Below are 13,223 nucleotides of genomic sequence, written 5' to 3'. Positions count from 1 at the left end.
CATATGGAGAGTGCGCGCTATTACATGCAGCGGCATCTAGAAGAGAATAAGACCTTGTATGCGTTTGTTGGTGTTCTCTTTTTAATGGGTGTTATTTTTGGAGCAATTATCGTAAATTCGTTGAGTCTGAATCAAAAACAAGATTTATACACGTACTTATCACGTTTTTTTGTTCAAGCGGCAGAAGGTGGTTTTACGAGCAAAACGGATATGTTCTTTCAAAGTTTTGGACATTATCTCAAATACATGGGTCTGATGTGGATTCTAGGATTATCCGTGATCGGCCTGCCTGTTATCTTAGTCATGCTGTTCTTAAAAGGAGTTGTGATCGGTTTTACTGTAGGCTTCTTAGTGAATCAAATGGGATGGTACGGATTTTTATTATCTTTTGTTTCAGTTCTCCCTCAGAATGTACTATTAATTCCAGCTTTCATCATCGTAACAGTAGCAGCAGTTGCTTTTTCTTTTAAAATGATCCGTCAACTTGCTTTTAAGAGGCACCATATGCCGTTTTTACCACAGCTATTAAGATATACACTGTTGGTTGCAGGTGTAGGAGTAATGGTTCTGCTTGCCTCAACGATGGAAGCGTTCTTTACTCCAGCCCTGATGGAGCAAGTTATCAAGTGGTCCATTTAACAAAGGAATAATAATTCTTTGTTTATAATAAGTTTAAATCGTTAATTAAAATGAGTTTAAATTGACAACTTTTTTCTCCATGCTTATAATTATCTTGTGCGTACATAAGGAGGAAAAGGGTATGGAAAGCAGAATCGACCGTATCAAAAAACAGCTGCATTCACAAAGTTATAAGCTGACTCCACAGCGTGAGGCGACAGTTAGAGTCCTCCTCGAAAACGAAGAAGATCACTTAAGTGCGGAAGATGTTTATCTGCTCGTAAAAGAAAAGGCGCCAGAAATTGGTTTGGCGACCGTTTACCGTACTCTAGAACTCTTAACCGAGCTTAAAGTAGTAGATAAGATTAACTTTGGTGATGGGGTTTCCCGTTACGATCTTAGAACAGAGGGTGCGGACCATTTTCATCATCATCTCGTTTGTATCGAATGTGGAGCGGTTGATGAAATACAAGAAGACCTTCTTGGCGATGTGGAAAAAGTGGTTGAAGAAGGCTGGAATTTTAAAATTAAAGATCACAGACTGACATTTCATGGAATCTGTCACAGATGTCATCCTAAGGATAATAATGAAGGCGAAGGAAGCGGAGAGTAACGCTTCCTTTTTGTTTTTTGCTCAATCATATCGAGATAGCTGGGTAATTTCAAAGAGATTTCATACTCAGTTAGAAGATATTAGGCAAAGAATATTTACAAAGTCCCAAGAATCGGGTAACGTATGAGGTGTAGATTTAAGTTTTATGTATAATCGGGGAACATGTGGGCATAACCTGTACTATATGAGGACAGGGGTGGACATGATGATTTCCTGGATGAAAATTGTTTGGAATACAACTAAAGTGTTCTTTGCTTTTTCAATTTGCACGCTCGTGTTTTATTTCGGTTTGCTTTGGATCAATCAAGAATATGAAAACTATCATAGATATGACGAACCTAAAGGGAAAGCTGTTAAAGTTTTTAACCTGAGTTCTGACAAAGATTCAAACGCTGTTAAAAGGTTATTTTATTTTTATCAGACGGGTGAGTAAGGAGGGGTAGAGTGAACGAACATGTTCAGGATTTTCTTCAATATATCATTGTAGAACGAGCCCTCTCAAAGAACACAATCGACTCCTATAAGAGAGATTTAACTCAATATGTACGATATCTCGAAAAAGTCGAATCGCTTGAAACTATTCATGAGATTGACCGTAATCATATAATGGGATATCTTTTATTTTTAAAAGAGAATGGTAAGGCTTCCACGACGCTAGCGCGCAACATTGCGTCTATTCGGTCTTTTCACCAGTTTCTTCTAAGAGAAAAGGTGTCGAGTCAAGACCCTTCTGTACATATTGAAACACCTAAGACAGAGCGGAAGCTTCCAAAAGTATTATCCACAGAAGAGGTTGAAGCTCTATTAGACACACCTGCTGCGAACGATCCTTTTTCTCAAAGAGACAAGGGCATGCTCGAGCTATTATATGCAACAGGCATTCGAGTTTCAGAGCTTGTTCAGCTTAACATAGGGGATGTGCACTTAGATATGGGATTCATCCGTTGTATAGGTAAGGGGAATAAAGAAAGGATCATTCCTCTTGGGAAGATGGCGCAAACAGCCATCGAACGTTATTTGCAAAATGGACGTTCGATCCTGTTAAAAAGTAAGAAGACGGATGCACTCTTTTTAAACCATCATGGAAATCGTTTATCTCGACAGGGATTTTGGAAAATATTAAAGCAACTAGCTAGAAAAGCTCATATTGAGAAGGAACTCACACCGCATACACTTCGCCACTCGTTTGCTACTCATCTATTGGAAAACGGTGCTGATCTACGTGCAGTTCAAGAGATGCTAGGACATGCTGATATCTCCACAACTCAAATTTATACCCATGTCACTAAAACAAGATTAAAAGATGTATACTCCGCCTTCCATCCGAGGGCGTGAGCTTTCTTTTTCTAATAAGATGTCAGACTTCTGACATCATTGAGAATTTGTTTGTTGTTTCTGCTATAAGGAAATAGTAAATAAAGTGAATGCACGAATTTCAGGAGGACAAGATGAAACAATCACGTTTTAAAAGAACTTTTTTAGTCGTAATGGATTCTGTAGGAATCGGTGAAGCACCAGATGCAGAGAAATTTGGTGATAAAGGAGCTCACACACTAGGGCATATTGCACGTGAGATGAATGGCCTCAACGTTCCAAACATGGAGAAACTAGGTCTTGGTCATATTGATTCGAACATGGAGGGTGTTGAGAAAGCAGCGAATCCAATCGGTCATTACGGAAAACTACCTGAACTTTCAAATGGTAAAGATACAATGACGGGGCATTGGGAGATCATGGGACTTCATATTAAGGAACCTTTCCAAACGTTTCCGGATGGATTTCCTGATGAATTGATCGATATGCTTACCGAAAAATGGGGCAGAGGAATTCTTGGTAACAAGGCAGCTTCTGGCACAGAGATTATTACTGAGCTTGGAGAAGAACATGTGAAGACTGGTAAACTCATCGTGTACACGTCTGCTGATTCTGTGCTGCAGATTGCGGCTCATGAAGATGTTGTTCCATTAGAAGAACTGTATGAGATCTGTGAAACAGCAAGAGAGATGACACGTGAAGGCAAGTATATGTTGGGAAGAATCATTGCTCGTCCGTTCAAAGGTGAACCAGGAGCATTTGAAAGAACTTCTAACCGTCACGACTATGCATTAAAACCTTTCGGAAGAACGGTTATGAACGAGTTGGAAGATGCAGGATACGACAGCATCGCACTAGGTAAGATCTCTGATATCTTTGACGGTGAAGGTGTGACAAAAGCTATTCGCACGAAATCAAACATGGATGGAATGGACAAGCTTGTGGAATCCATGGATGAAGACTTTACAGGTCTTAACTTTTTGAACTTGGTCGACTTTGATGCCTTGTTCGGACATAGAAGAGATCCTAAAGGATACGGTCAAGCATTAGAAGAATTCGATGCTCGATTGCCAGAAGTCTTAGAGAAGCTAAAAGAAGATGACCTGCTTATCATCACAGCTGACCATGGAAATGATCCTGTTCACCACGGAACAGATCATACACGTGAATACGTGCCATTGATGGTGTATTACAAAGGTATTAAAGAAGGTAAAGAACTTAACGTAGGTAATACGTTTGCTGATATTGGTGCAACCATCGCAGAGATCTATGATGTGAAGAAACCTAGTATCGGACAAAGCTTTTTAAATCAACTTTAAGGTTTAAGTTAAGGGGGAAACGAAACATGTCAAAATTACAAACGTCTGCTGATTTTATTCAATCAAAACTTACTTCTGCTCCAAAGATAGGTCTGATCTTAGGTTCGGGTCTAGGAATCCTTGCTGAAGAAATTCAAAACCCAGTTATTATTCCCTACTCAGAAATTCCTGAGTTTCCTGTATCGACTGTAGAAGGTCACGCTGGACAACTTGTTATTGGTGAACTAGCAGGAAAGCAAGTAGTCGCGATGCAAGGGCGTTTTCATTATTACGAAGGATACTCAATGGAAAAAGTAACGTTCCCTGTTCGAGTAATGAAGTTGATCGGAGTAGAAACGATCGTTGTAACGAACGCTGCAGGCGGAGTCAACAAAAACTTTGAAGCTGGAGATCTAATGTTGATCACTGATCACATCAACAACTTCGGGAACAACCCGTTAATCGGTGCGAATGACGATTCGTTTGGTGTTCGTTTTCCAGATATGAGTGAAGCTTATACGTTGTCTTTACAAGATGTGGCGCGTAGTGTGGCAAAAGAATTAAACATCTCCTTAAAAGAAGGTGTTTACGCTGGAAATACTGGCCCTTCATACGAAACACCTGCTGAAGTGAGGATGCTTCGAGTATGGGGAGCAGATGCTGTTGGTATGTCTACAGTTCCGGAAGTCATCATCGCACGTCATTCGGGAATGAGAGTACTTGGAATTTCTTGTATTTCTAACATGGCTGCAGGAATCCTAGATCAACCGCTAACACATGATGAAGTAATGGAAACAACGGAGATGGTAAAATCCAATTTCCTTTCTTTAGTTAAAGGAATCGTTAAAGAAATCTAAGGGTTCAGCCCTATTCATTTTTAAAATAAAGTGTTTTAATTCATTTCTAAAAATATGTTCATATGTAAAGTGATAAGAAAGTGGTGCTATTAACATGAGAATGGTTGACTTGATTCAAAAAAAGCGTGATGGAAAAGAACTAACAAAAGCTGAGATTGATTTTATTATTCAAAACTATACAAGCGGTGACATTCCTGACTATCAGATGTCTGCATTTGCCATGGCAGTATACTTTAAAGATATGACGACTGAAGAACGCGCGCATCTAACAATGGCGATGGTTGAGTCGGGCGATCAGATTGATCTTTCAGCGATTGAAGGAATTAAAGTAGACAAGCACTCAACGGGTGGAGTTGGTGATACAACGACTCTTGTGTTAGCTCCTCTAGTTGCTGCGCTTGATGTGCCTGTAGCGAAAATGTCAGGAAGAGGACTTGGCCATACAGGTGGAACAATCGACAAATTGGAAGCTGTTCCTGGATTCCACGTGGAGATCGACAACCAAGAATTCATTGACCTTGTAAATAAAAATAAACTTGCTGTTATCGGACAAAGCGGAAACCTTACACCTGCTGATAAAAAGTTGTATGGTCTTCGTGATGTAACCGCAACGGTTAACTCTATTCCATTGATCGCGAGCTCGATTATGAGTAAAAAGATCGCAGCTGGTGCTGATGCGATTGTACTTGACGTAAAAACTGGGGCAGGAGCATTCATGAAAACACCAGAAGATGCGGAAGAACTAGCGAACGCGATGGTGAAAATCGGGAATGCGGTTGGTCGTAACACGATGGCTGTTATCTCTGATATGAGCCAACCACTAGGACTTGCGATCGGAAATGCTTTAGAGATTAAAGAAGCAATCGATACGCTTAGTGGTAAGGGACCAAAAGACCTTGAAGAACTTTGCTTAACATTAGGTTCTCACATGGTATATCTTGCTAAAAAAGCAGATTCATTAGAACAAGCACGTGAGATGTTGAAGGAAGTAATCGCTTCTGGAAAAGCGCTTGAAACATTAAAAGTATTCTTGAAAGCTCAAGGTGGAGACGAATCTGTAGTAGATCATCCAGAAAGAATGCCACAAGCTGCACATACGTTTGAGTTGACTGCAGACGAAGATGGCTATGTTTCTGAAATTGTTGCAGATGAGATTGGTACTGCAGCGATGATCTTAGGTGCAGGACGTGCAACAAAAGAATCTGTGATCGATCTTGCTGTTGGTCTGATGCTAAACAAAAAAGTGGGAGATCAAGTTTCAAAAGGGGATTCACTTGTTACGATCTACAGCAACACGGAGAACGTAGAAGATGTGAAGAAGAAGATCCGTGATGCTTATACGATCTCAAAAGAGGCTGTAGAAGCTCCGCCACTTGTATACAAAGAAATTAAAAAATAATATAACGAAAGATGCCTCAAATTTTTTTGAGGCATCTTTTTTAGTTTGATGCTGTGTGTAATATTACTTTGTGTAGATCAAAATATCATCATAATCTCTGAAATTTTTATCTTCTAAAAAATATTGGATCATTTCATTAAATTCGTGTACTTTCATTGTGCTAAGAGGATCAAATGCATTTTTAAATAGAGCTAGAGTTGAGAAAGGAATATGATTGAAAAGAATTTCTGAAGCTTTACGTTCGTCTACTCCCATGACTTTTTTATCGCCTCCCATCACTAATGTAGGTACGCTTATACCATGTAGCTTATCGGTATGGGTTGGGAAATCAGAACTTTTCGCAAAAATAAACATGTCCTTGTCGAATGTAAAAGAATTCCGTAAGACCTTCTTGGTATACTCATCCTTTCTATATGTCTTCAAAAGAAGGTTGATAATTGTTTTATAAGACAGCCTTTTAAATATAAAATTGGATAGGCTCAAAACCCAACCAGAGACTTTGGTAGGAATTTCACTATACCCATTAGATAAGATTAATTTTTCAAGGTAAATTGAATACTTGCAAGCAAATAATTGCGCGACAACAGAACCGTAAGATAATCCGACCATATACGTTTTTTCTATATTCATCTTATCTAAGAATTGTTTAATATCTTCTGCCATAACTTTTGCAGAAAATTGATGATTAGGAAACGATTTAGTCGAGCCTCCATGACCTCTTAAATCAACCATAATCATCTGATACTTTTTAGAAAAAGCTTCTATTTGAGGCTCCCACATCTTCCAGCTTGCTCCTAACCCATGTAAGAACACGATGGGTTTACCACTACCTCTTACCTCATAATTTAGCACGACATTATCCATTTCTAAAGTAGGCATTACCGAACATCCCCCTGTTGCTTTTAAAAGTTAGTTAACATATATATCCATATTTATAATAAAATTATCAAATTTATTGAATGAAGTCTATATGTTAAGATTTCTGTGCAATTTGCAACTATAAAATTCCAAACGGAAAATGGGATATAGTGAGAATTTTTCTAAATGATTTAGGTGGAAGATCCGGTATAAAGTGAAAAATTATGGAAAAAATAAGACTATATGAATGGAGGGAACTGTATGAAAGGCGTTATTTCAGGTCTACTAAGTATTTGTTTGCTGGCTTCTTTTGCAATTCCAAAGGCAGATGCAGCAGAAAAAGCAAAAGAAAAGATAAAGCTTGCAGAACAGAGTCACTCAGCCATTTTAATGGAACAAGATAGTGGAAGCGTGCTGTTCGATAAGAATAGCCATGAGAAACTTCCGCCAGCGAGCATGACAAAAATCATGACGATGATATTGATCATGGAAGCTATCGATAAAGGTAAGATCAGCTGGAACGATAAGATTCGTGTAAGTGAATATGCGGCAAGCATGGGCGGATCTCAAATCTTCCTTGAACCTGGTGAAGAGATGCGCGTAGAAGACATGGTAAAAGGTATAGCTATTGGAAGCGCAAATGATGCTTCTGTCGCTATGGCTGAACATATTGCTGGTTCTGTTGATTCTTTCGTAAATCGTATGAACGATAAAGCGAAAGAACTCGGTTTAAACGATACGTTCTTTAAAAATCCTACAGGGCTTCCTGCAGCAGGTCATTATTCGTCTGCTCATGATATGGCGATCATGGGAAAAGAGCTTCTTAAGCATGAAGAAGTTACAAAATTCACAGGACTTTATGAAGATTATTTAAGAGAAGAAACAGAAAAGAAATTTTGGCTTGTTAATACAAACAGACTTGTTAAATTTTATCCTGGTGTTGATGGATTGAAAACAGGTTTTACAAATGAAGCAAAATATTGTTTGACAGCTACAGCGAACAAGAACGGGATGAGAGTAATCGCAGTCGTGATGGGAGCACCTTCTCCTAAAGACCGAAACGCACAAGTCACTTCCATGCTTGACTATGCCTTTACACAGTTTTCAACGAAAAAACTCTATGCCAGACACGAGATAGTAAAAGAAGTTAAAGTGCAAAAAGCAGAAAAATCTAAGCTTCCTGTCGTTACTTCTGAGCATATTTCTCTTTTACTGAAAAAAGGGGAGACAGCAAAAAAAGTAAAAACAGAAGTAAACGTGGATAAAGATTTGAAACTACCCGTCAAAAAAGGACAGCAGATTGGTTCTTTAAAAATTTATAACGGGAACAAGCTGATTACAGAGAGTCCAGTATTGGCATCAGAGACTGTGAAAAAAGCATCTTGGTGGAAACTTTTTAAACGAACAGCAGGACAAATGTCAAAATCCTCATAACTTACATGATTTCTTGACAGTTATAGGCGAATTCCCACTAGTTTTGTCAAGAGTGAAGGAATTCGTCTTTTTTTATAGAAAATTCACGTTATCCAAAAAAGAAGGAGAGGATAGCGTGGGATTAGCTGTCAATTTGGAACTTAAACACACCGTATTATGCATCCGCTTAGACGGAGAACTTGATCACCATACTGCAGACATGCTTCGTTCACAAGTTGAAGAGTATTTGAGGAAGCATACGGTAAACCATATTGTTTTAAATTTAGAAGGTTTGAGTTTCATGGATAGTTCAGGGTTAGGCGTTATATTAGGGCGCTATAAACAGATCAAGAGCCAGAATGGTGAGATGGTGGTATGCGCCATATCTCCAGCAGTTAAACGTCTTTTTGAGATGTCAGGACTATTTAAGATTATCAAGCTTGAAGAAGATGAAGAGCTTGCCCTTCAGGCTTTGGGGGTGGCTTAAAATGAGAAATGAGATGAAGATTCAGTTTTCAGCGTTAAGTCAGAATGAGTCCTTCGCACGTGTGACGGTTGCAGCATTTATCGCACAGATCGATCCTACTGTCGATGAACTAACAGAGATCAAAACAGTTGTATCTGAAGCGGTGACAAATGCGATCATTCACGGATACGAGAACAAAGCTACAGGCATGGTTTATATTGAAGCCGCCATTGAAGAAGATACGATCCACCTAACGATTCGAGACGAAGGATTAGGAATTCGTGATCTTGATCAAGCAAGGCAACCCCTTTATACGTCTAAGCCTGAGTTAGAACGCTCAGGTATGGGTTTTACCATCATGGAGAATTTTATGGACAGTGTAGAAGTCATCTCAGAACCGTCTTACGGAACAACGATTCATTTGACAAAATACTTAACCAAAAATAAAGCTATGTGTAATTAAGGGAGTATGTCTATGGATGTCGAGGTGAAAGGCAGCAAAAGTGAACCGTTTCTTAAGGATGAAGAGATTAAGTTATTGATCAAACAGAGTCAGGATGGAGATCAGTCAGCACGTGATACGATTGTTGAAAAGAACATGCGGCTTGTCTGGTCTGTGGTTCAGCGCTTTTTAAACAGAGGTTATGAAGCAGACGACCTCTTTCAAATCGGCTCTATCGGGCTATTAAAATCTGTTGACAAGTTTGATCTTTCTTATGATGTGAGGTTTTCTACCTATGCAGTGCCTATGATCATCGGTGAGATACAGCGCTTCATCAGAGATGATGGAACAGTCAAAGTCAGCAGATCATTAAAAGAGACCGGTAACAAAGTGCGTAAAGCAAAAGATGAACTTTCTAAAAAGCTTGGGAGAACACCAACCATTTCAGAAGTAGCAGAATTTCTAGAAATCGCGGTGGAAGATGTGATTATGGCGCAGGATGCTGTACGAGCACCACAATCGATTCATGAAACTGTTTATGAGAACGATGGTGATCCCATTACGCTGCTCGACCAAATCTCCGACCACTCAGAAAACAAGTGGTTCGATAAGATCGCTGTAAAAGATATTATGGATAAGCTTGACGAGAGAGAGCGGCTGATTGTGTATTTAAGGTATTTCAAAGATCAAACTCAATCCGAAGTTGCCGACCGGCTGGCCATTTCTCAAGTACAGGTATCCAGGCTTGAAAAGAAAATATTACTGTTTATGAAAAACCAGATGGAGACTTAAACGTCCTATCTGGTTTTTTTGCTTTTTTCAAGAACTTGTAAGAGAGTTGATCTCCGCTCCAGGTTGCACGCTTTCCATGGGGCGAACGATGTTCGAAGAGTATGTGTGCTCCTGTGTCTACAAGCAAACCCTACCGAAGTGTACTTCCTCGTCGCATACCTTACGAGAAGTTCCTCATGTGGCAGGAAGGCAACCTTCCGCTCCAATCAACTTTCAATGAAGTTGAAAAAAACATCTAAAAGCAAAAACGCTTAGAAAAAGCCTTTTTTTTTTCAGGTGTTACATCAAGAGGATTCGTTCAAGTTATTCCACATTATAAAAGTTCCTACAGCCTTTAGCGATACCTTATAAACATCACTAATATTGGAGTGTAAGGTGCGAGACTCCTGCGGGACGAGCGGGCTGGTGAGACACTTAGAGGTGCGAAGCGGCAAGGGGCTCACCGGTCGCCCCGCGGAAAGGGAGCACCTGAAACGGAGATCAACCACATTCAAATACATCAATGAATCCCAAAACGTTTTTTTGTGGTAGTTTTTGGATGATGTTACATGTGAAGCATGATAAGAATTCCATCATCGCATACTAAACACAAATGCGCTTAGAAAGAGGTGAAGTGAAAATTGGATAAAACGGTATACCTGCGTATGCGTCAACGTGTACAGGTCATTCAGCATCAGAAAGTCACGATTGGTGAAGTTGCACAGATCGTAGCATCTGATGAATTAGAAGAAGCCATCAAGGGATATATTATCCACGAAGTAACCCCTGAAGATAAGCATTTGATTGTGATAGATGTCATGCGTGTGATCGCTACGATTCAAAAGAACAAGCCAGGCTTAGACGTCCAGACCATCGGACCAGCCCAATCGATTCTGGAGATACAGATGCAACAAAAAAAGCTTGCACCTGTTTATTTTGTATTGGTATGGCTTCTTCTATTTACAGGATCGGCTCTCGCGATCATGAATTTTCATGAAGATGTAAGCATGCAGCTTGTTCACCAGAAAATCTATTTCATGATAACGGGGCATTATAAAGAGCAGCCTCTATTACTCCAGATTCCCTATTCGTTCGGTCTTGGTCTAGGCATGATTCTTTTTTTTAACCATCTTTTCCGAAAAAGACTTAATGAAGAGCCAAGCCCGTTAGAGGTTGAGATGTTTAATTATCAGCAAGACCTCGATCAGTATGTGATCGTGCATGAAAACAAAGAAACAGAGAAAAAGATCAATGGGAATTAAAGTGTTGCTCGTTGCCTTTATCGGTTTTGGCGGTGGAATCACAGTAGGCTCTGGACTTGTCGCTCTCATTACAGTTCTTGGGATTGTACCTAGGCTGATGCAGCTCTCTAAGACATATCGATACATTAGAGGGTATGAGATGAGCATCATATTAGGAGCTGTGATCGGTGGTTGGATGAATTTAAGAAACGCTTCGATTGGGTTTCCAGCGTTCTTTCTTGTTCCGATCGGTCTGTTTACAGGAATCTTTATTGGAATGTTAGCTGCAGCATTAACAGAAGTATTGAACGTACTCCCAATTCTTGCGAAAAGAGTAGGATTTGGAGAGAAAATTATCATTATACTAATGGCGATTGTACTAGGGAAAATCTCAGGATCTTTGTTTCATTGGATGTACTACATTAATCTTTAAGGATGTGATTGTAAGATGGCAACTAAAGAAGAACAGCAGGCATATGCCGAGAAAATTAAATCGATACAGCCGAAACCTCCATATGTTTTAAATTGTTTAAAAGCATTTTTAGTAGGTGGAATCATCTGTACGATCGGTCAAGCAATACAAATGTTTTATATGACTTACTTTAATTTTACCCAAGAAACAGCGGGAAATCCGACTGTTGCCACACTCATTCTAATCGCAGCACTTTTAACTGGGCTCGGGGTATACGATAAGATTGGTCAGTTTGCCGGAGCAGGTTCTGTTGTTCCTGTAACTGGATTTGCTAACGCGGTAACGAGTGCGGCATTAGAACATAAAAGTGAAGGGCTAGTACTTGGGGTTGCTACAAATCTGTTCAAATTAGCTGGAGCAGTAATTGTATTCGGAGCGGTTTCGGCTTACGTTTTTGGTATGATCCGCTACATCTTTCAGCATTTGATATAAGGAGTGAAGGTATGAATTTATTAGGAAGACAAACATGGAAATTTGCAAATAACATTTATTTAAATGCTGCAGGTACAGCGGTAGGTCCGATGGAAAGCGAAGGACCATTAGGAAGCTATTTCGATAAAACGTATAACAACCTTCACTGCGGACAAAAAAATTGGGAACTTGCTGAACGTCAGTTAATGGAAGATGCGATCGATGCTTGTTTACAAAAAGTAAAGATGAAGCCTGAAGATATCAACTTCTTGTTGGCAGGTGACTTGTTGAACCAGATTGTTTCATCCAACTATACAGCCAGAGGAAACGGTATACCTTTTTTAGGGGTATTTGGAGCATGTTCAACTTCCATGGAGTCACTCGCATTAGGTGCAGCTTTAGTAGATGGCGGGTACGCCAATCGAATCGTTGCAGCAGTAAGCTCCCACAACGCTACGGCTGAAAGGCAGTTTAGATACCCTACCGAGTACGGTGGCCAAAAGCCAGATACAGCTACATTTACCGTAACAGGTGCAGGTGCTGCGCTTGTCAGCAAAGAGCCCTCTGATATTCGAATCACTTCAGCAACGGTTGGAAAAGTAGTGGACTTAGGAATCAAAGATCCTTTTGATATGGGTTCAGCGATGGCACCTGCTGCTGCTGACACGATCGCGGCACATTTGAAAGAGATGGATGTACAACCTGATGAGTACGACCTGATCGCGACGGGTGATCTCTCTGGAGTCGGGGCACCGATCCTTAAAATGCTATTAAAAGAACAAGGATATGATGTGTCAGATAATCATCGAGATTGTGGTTTGATGATCTATCGTAGTGGCCAGCAGGTTTTTGCCGGAGGAAGTGGCTGTGCGTGTTCAGCGGTCGTCACGTACGGTTATATCTTGGATGAGATTCGAAAAGGCAATCTAAAGAAAGTTTTAATGGTTGCAACGGGTGCATTGTTAAACCCTGTAATGGTCCAGCAAAAAGAGAGTATTCCAACGGTTGCTCACGGCGTAGTTTTAGAGCGAGCGGAAGGAGGGCAATAAG

16 protein-coding genes are annotated in these 13,223 nt (G+C 40.0%); 15 read left to right on the top strand and 1 reads right to left on the bottom strand.

The genetic code is table 11. The features are described from left to right. The first annotated feature begins 3 nt into the window (after positions 1-3). The 7 genes from spoIIM to ABE65_RS13455 all read left to right on the top strand — a co-directional run bounded on the left by spoIIM (position 4) and on the right by ABE65_RS13455 (position 6,099). The gene (gene spoIIM, locus ABE65_RS13485; protein WP_066395870.1) at positions 4-639 is read left to right on the top strand and encodes a stage II sporulation protein M; all 636 of its coding nucleotides are present in this window, start codon (positions 4-6) and stop codon (positions 637-639) included. A gap of 121 nt (positions 640-760) precedes the next feature. Further along, positions 761-1,231: a ferric iron uptake transcriptional regulator gene (locus ABE65_RS13480; RefSeq protein WP_066395868.1), complete on the top strand. Its 471-nt coding sequence runs from the start codon at positions 761-763 to the stop codon at positions 1,229-1,231. A gap of 202 nt (positions 1,232-1,433) precedes the next feature. Next, positions 1,434-1,664, top strand: coding sequence for a YqzK family protein (locus tag ABE65_RS13475; RefSeq protein ID WP_318300239.1), 231 nt, complete (start codon positions 1,434-1,436; stop codon positions 1,662-1,664). Positions 1,665-1,675: 11 nt separating this feature from the next. Further along, positions 1,676-2,566 (top strand): site-specific tyrosine recombinase XerD, encoded by an 891-nt coding sequence (gene xerD / locus ABE65_RS13470; RefSeq protein WP_066395858.1) that lies wholly within the window; start codon positions 1,676-1,678, stop codon positions 2,564-2,566. 113 nt (positions 2,567-2,679) lie between these two features. Further along, complete coding sequence (gene deoB, locus ABE65_RS13465; RefSeq protein ID WP_066395856.1) at positions 2,680-3,864, top strand: phosphopentomutase; 1,185 nt, start codon at positions 2,680-2,682, stop codon at positions 3,862-3,864. A 26-nt stretch (positions 3,865-3,890) separates the two neighbouring features. Continuing rightward, a complete protein-coding gene (locus tag ABE65_RS13460) occupies positions 3,891-4,700 on the top strand; it encodes a purine-nucleoside phosphorylase (protein WP_066395854.1) in 810 nt (269 codons plus the stop codon). 94 nt (positions 4,701-4,794) lie between these two features. Next, complete coding sequence (locus tag ABE65_RS13455; protein WP_066395852.1) at positions 4,795-6,099, top strand: pyrimidine-nucleoside phosphorylase; 1,305 nt, start codon at positions 4,795-4,797, stop codon at positions 6,097-6,099. Between the two features lie 63 nt (positions 6,100-6,162). Here ABE65_RS13455 and ABE65_RS13450 read toward each other — a convergent pair whose 3' ends face one another. Then, positions 6,163-6,978 carry an alpha/beta fold hydrolase gene (locus tag ABE65_RS13450; RefSeq protein WP_066395849.1) on the bottom strand — a complete coding sequence of 272 codons (816 nt, stop codon included), beginning with the start codon at positions 6,976-6,978 and terminating at the stop codon, positions 6,163-6,165. 240 nt (positions 6,979-7,218) lie between these two features. Between ABE65_RS13450 and ABE65_RS13445 the strand changes: the two genes are divergently transcribed. The 8 genes from ABE65_RS13445 to spoVAD all read left to right on the top strand — a co-directional run bounded on the left by ABE65_RS13445 (position 7,219) and on the right by spoVAD (position 13,222). Then, complete coding sequence (locus ABE65_RS13445) at positions 7,219-8,391, top strand: D-alanyl-D-alanine carboxypeptidase family protein (protein WP_066395846.1); 1,173 nt, start codon at positions 7,219-7,221, stop codon at positions 8,389-8,391. Between the two features lie 115 nt (positions 8,392-8,506). Next, positions 8,507-8,857 carry an anti-sigma F factor antagonist gene (gene spoIIAA, locus ABE65_RS13440; protein ID WP_066395843.1) on the top strand — a complete coding sequence of 117 codons (351 nt, stop codon included), beginning with the start codon at positions 8,507-8,509 and terminating at the stop codon, positions 8,855-8,857. A gap of 1 nt (position 8,858) precedes the next feature. Next, positions 8,859-9,299 (top strand): anti-sigma F factor, encoded by a 441-nt coding sequence (spoIIAB, locus tag ABE65_RS13435; protein WP_066395840.1) that lies wholly within the window; start codon positions 8,859-8,861, stop codon positions 9,297-9,299. Positions 9,300-9,311: 12 nt separating this feature from the next. Next, entirely contained in the window at positions 9,312-10,070 is a 759-nt protein-coding gene (gene sigF / locus ABE65_RS13430) for an RNA polymerase sporulation sigma factor SigF (RefSeq protein ID WP_066395837.1), read from the top strand. Positions 10,071-10,690: 620 nt separating this feature from the next. Continuing rightward, positions 10,691-11,311 carry a stage V sporulation protein AA gene (locus tag ABE65_RS13425; RefSeq protein ID WP_066395835.1) on the top strand — a complete coding sequence of 207 codons (621 nt, stop codon included), beginning with the start codon at positions 10,691-10,693 and terminating at the stop codon, positions 11,309-11,311. Further along, a complete protein-coding gene (locus ABE65_RS13420) occupies positions 11,301-11,723 on the top strand; it encodes a stage V sporulation protein AB (RefSeq protein ID WP_066395832.1) in 423 nt (140 codons plus the stop codon). The genes ABE65_RS13425 and ABE65_RS13420 overlap by 11 nt, the downstream gene beginning before the upstream one ends. A 15-nt stretch (positions 11,724-11,738) precedes the next feature. Further along, complete coding sequence (gene spoVAC / locus ABE65_RS13415) at positions 11,739-12,194, top strand: stage V sporulation protein AC (RefSeq protein ID WP_066395828.1); 456 nt, start codon at positions 11,739-11,741, stop codon at positions 12,192-12,194. A gap of 11 nt (positions 12,195-12,205) precedes the next feature. Next, the gene (gene spoVAD / locus ABE65_RS13410; RefSeq protein WP_066395825.1) at positions 12,206-13,222 is read left to right on the top strand and encodes a stage V sporulation protein AD; all 1,017 of its coding nucleotides are present in this window, start codon (positions 12,206-12,208) and stop codon (positions 13,220-13,222) included. Position 13,223: the final 1 nt, after the last annotated feature.

It is taken from the genome of Fictibacillus phosphorivorans (genome assembly GCF_001629705.1).
In the GTDB taxonomy this organism is placed as follows: domain Bacteria; phylum Bacillota; class Bacilli; order Bacillales; family Fictibacillaceae; genus Fictibacillus; species Fictibacillus phosphorivorans_A.
Note: the sequence above shows the minus strand (reverse complement) of the source record. Positions and strands in the feature narration are given on the sequence as shown.

Excerpts from the sequence above, each read along its gene's own strand:
- spoIIM (WP_066395870.1), top strand. The coding sequence starts at position 4 with ATGGAGAGTGCGCGCTATTACATGCAGCGGCATCTAGAAGAGAATAAG.
- ABE65_RS13480 (WP_066395868.1), top strand. The coding sequence starts at position 761 with ATGGAAAGCAGAATCGACCGTATCAAAAAACAGCTGCATTCACAAAGT.
- ABE65_RS13475 (WP_318300239.1), top strand. The coding sequence starts at position 1,434 with ATGATGATTTCCTGGATGAAAATTGTTTGGAATACAACTAAAGTGTTC.
- deoB (WP_066395856.1), top strand. The coding sequence starts at position 2,680 with ATGAAACAATCACGTTTTAAAAGAACTTTTTTAGTCGTAATGGATTCT.
- ABE65_RS13460 (WP_066395854.1), top strand. The coding sequence starts at position 3,891 with ATGTCAAAATTACAAACGTCTGCTGATTTTATTCAATCAAAACTTACT.
- ABE65_RS13455 (WP_066395852.1), top strand. The coding sequence starts at position 4,795 with ATGAGAATGGTTGACTTGATTCAAAAAAAGCGTGATGGAAAAGAACTA.
- ABE65_RS13450 (WP_066395849.1), bottom strand. The coding sequence starts at position 6,978 with ATGCCTACTTTAGAAATGGATAATGTCGTGCTAAATTATGAGGTAAGA.
- ABE65_RS13445 (WP_066395846.1), top strand. The coding sequence starts at position 7,219 with ATGAAAGGCGTTATTTCAGGTCTACTAAGTATTTGTTTGCTGGCTTCT.
- spoIIAB (WP_066395840.1), top strand. The coding sequence starts at position 8,859 with ATGAGAAATGAGATGAAGATTCAGTTTTCAGCGTTAAGTCAGAATGAG.
- sigF (WP_066395837.1), top strand. The coding sequence starts at position 9,312 with ATGGATGTCGAGGTGAAAGGCAGCAAAAGTGAACCGTTTCTTAAGGAT.
- ABE65_RS13420 (WP_066395832.1), top strand. The coding sequence starts at position 11,301 with ATGGGAATTAAAGTGTTGCTCGTTGCCTTTATCGGTTTTGGCGGTGGA.
- spoVAC (WP_066395828.1), top strand. The coding sequence starts at position 11,739 with ATGGCAACTAAAGAAGAACAGCAGGCATATGCCGAGAAAATTAAATCG.
- spoVAD (WP_066395825.1), top strand. The coding sequence starts at position 12,206 with ATGAATTTATTAGGAAGACAAACATGGAAATTTGCAAATAACATTTAT.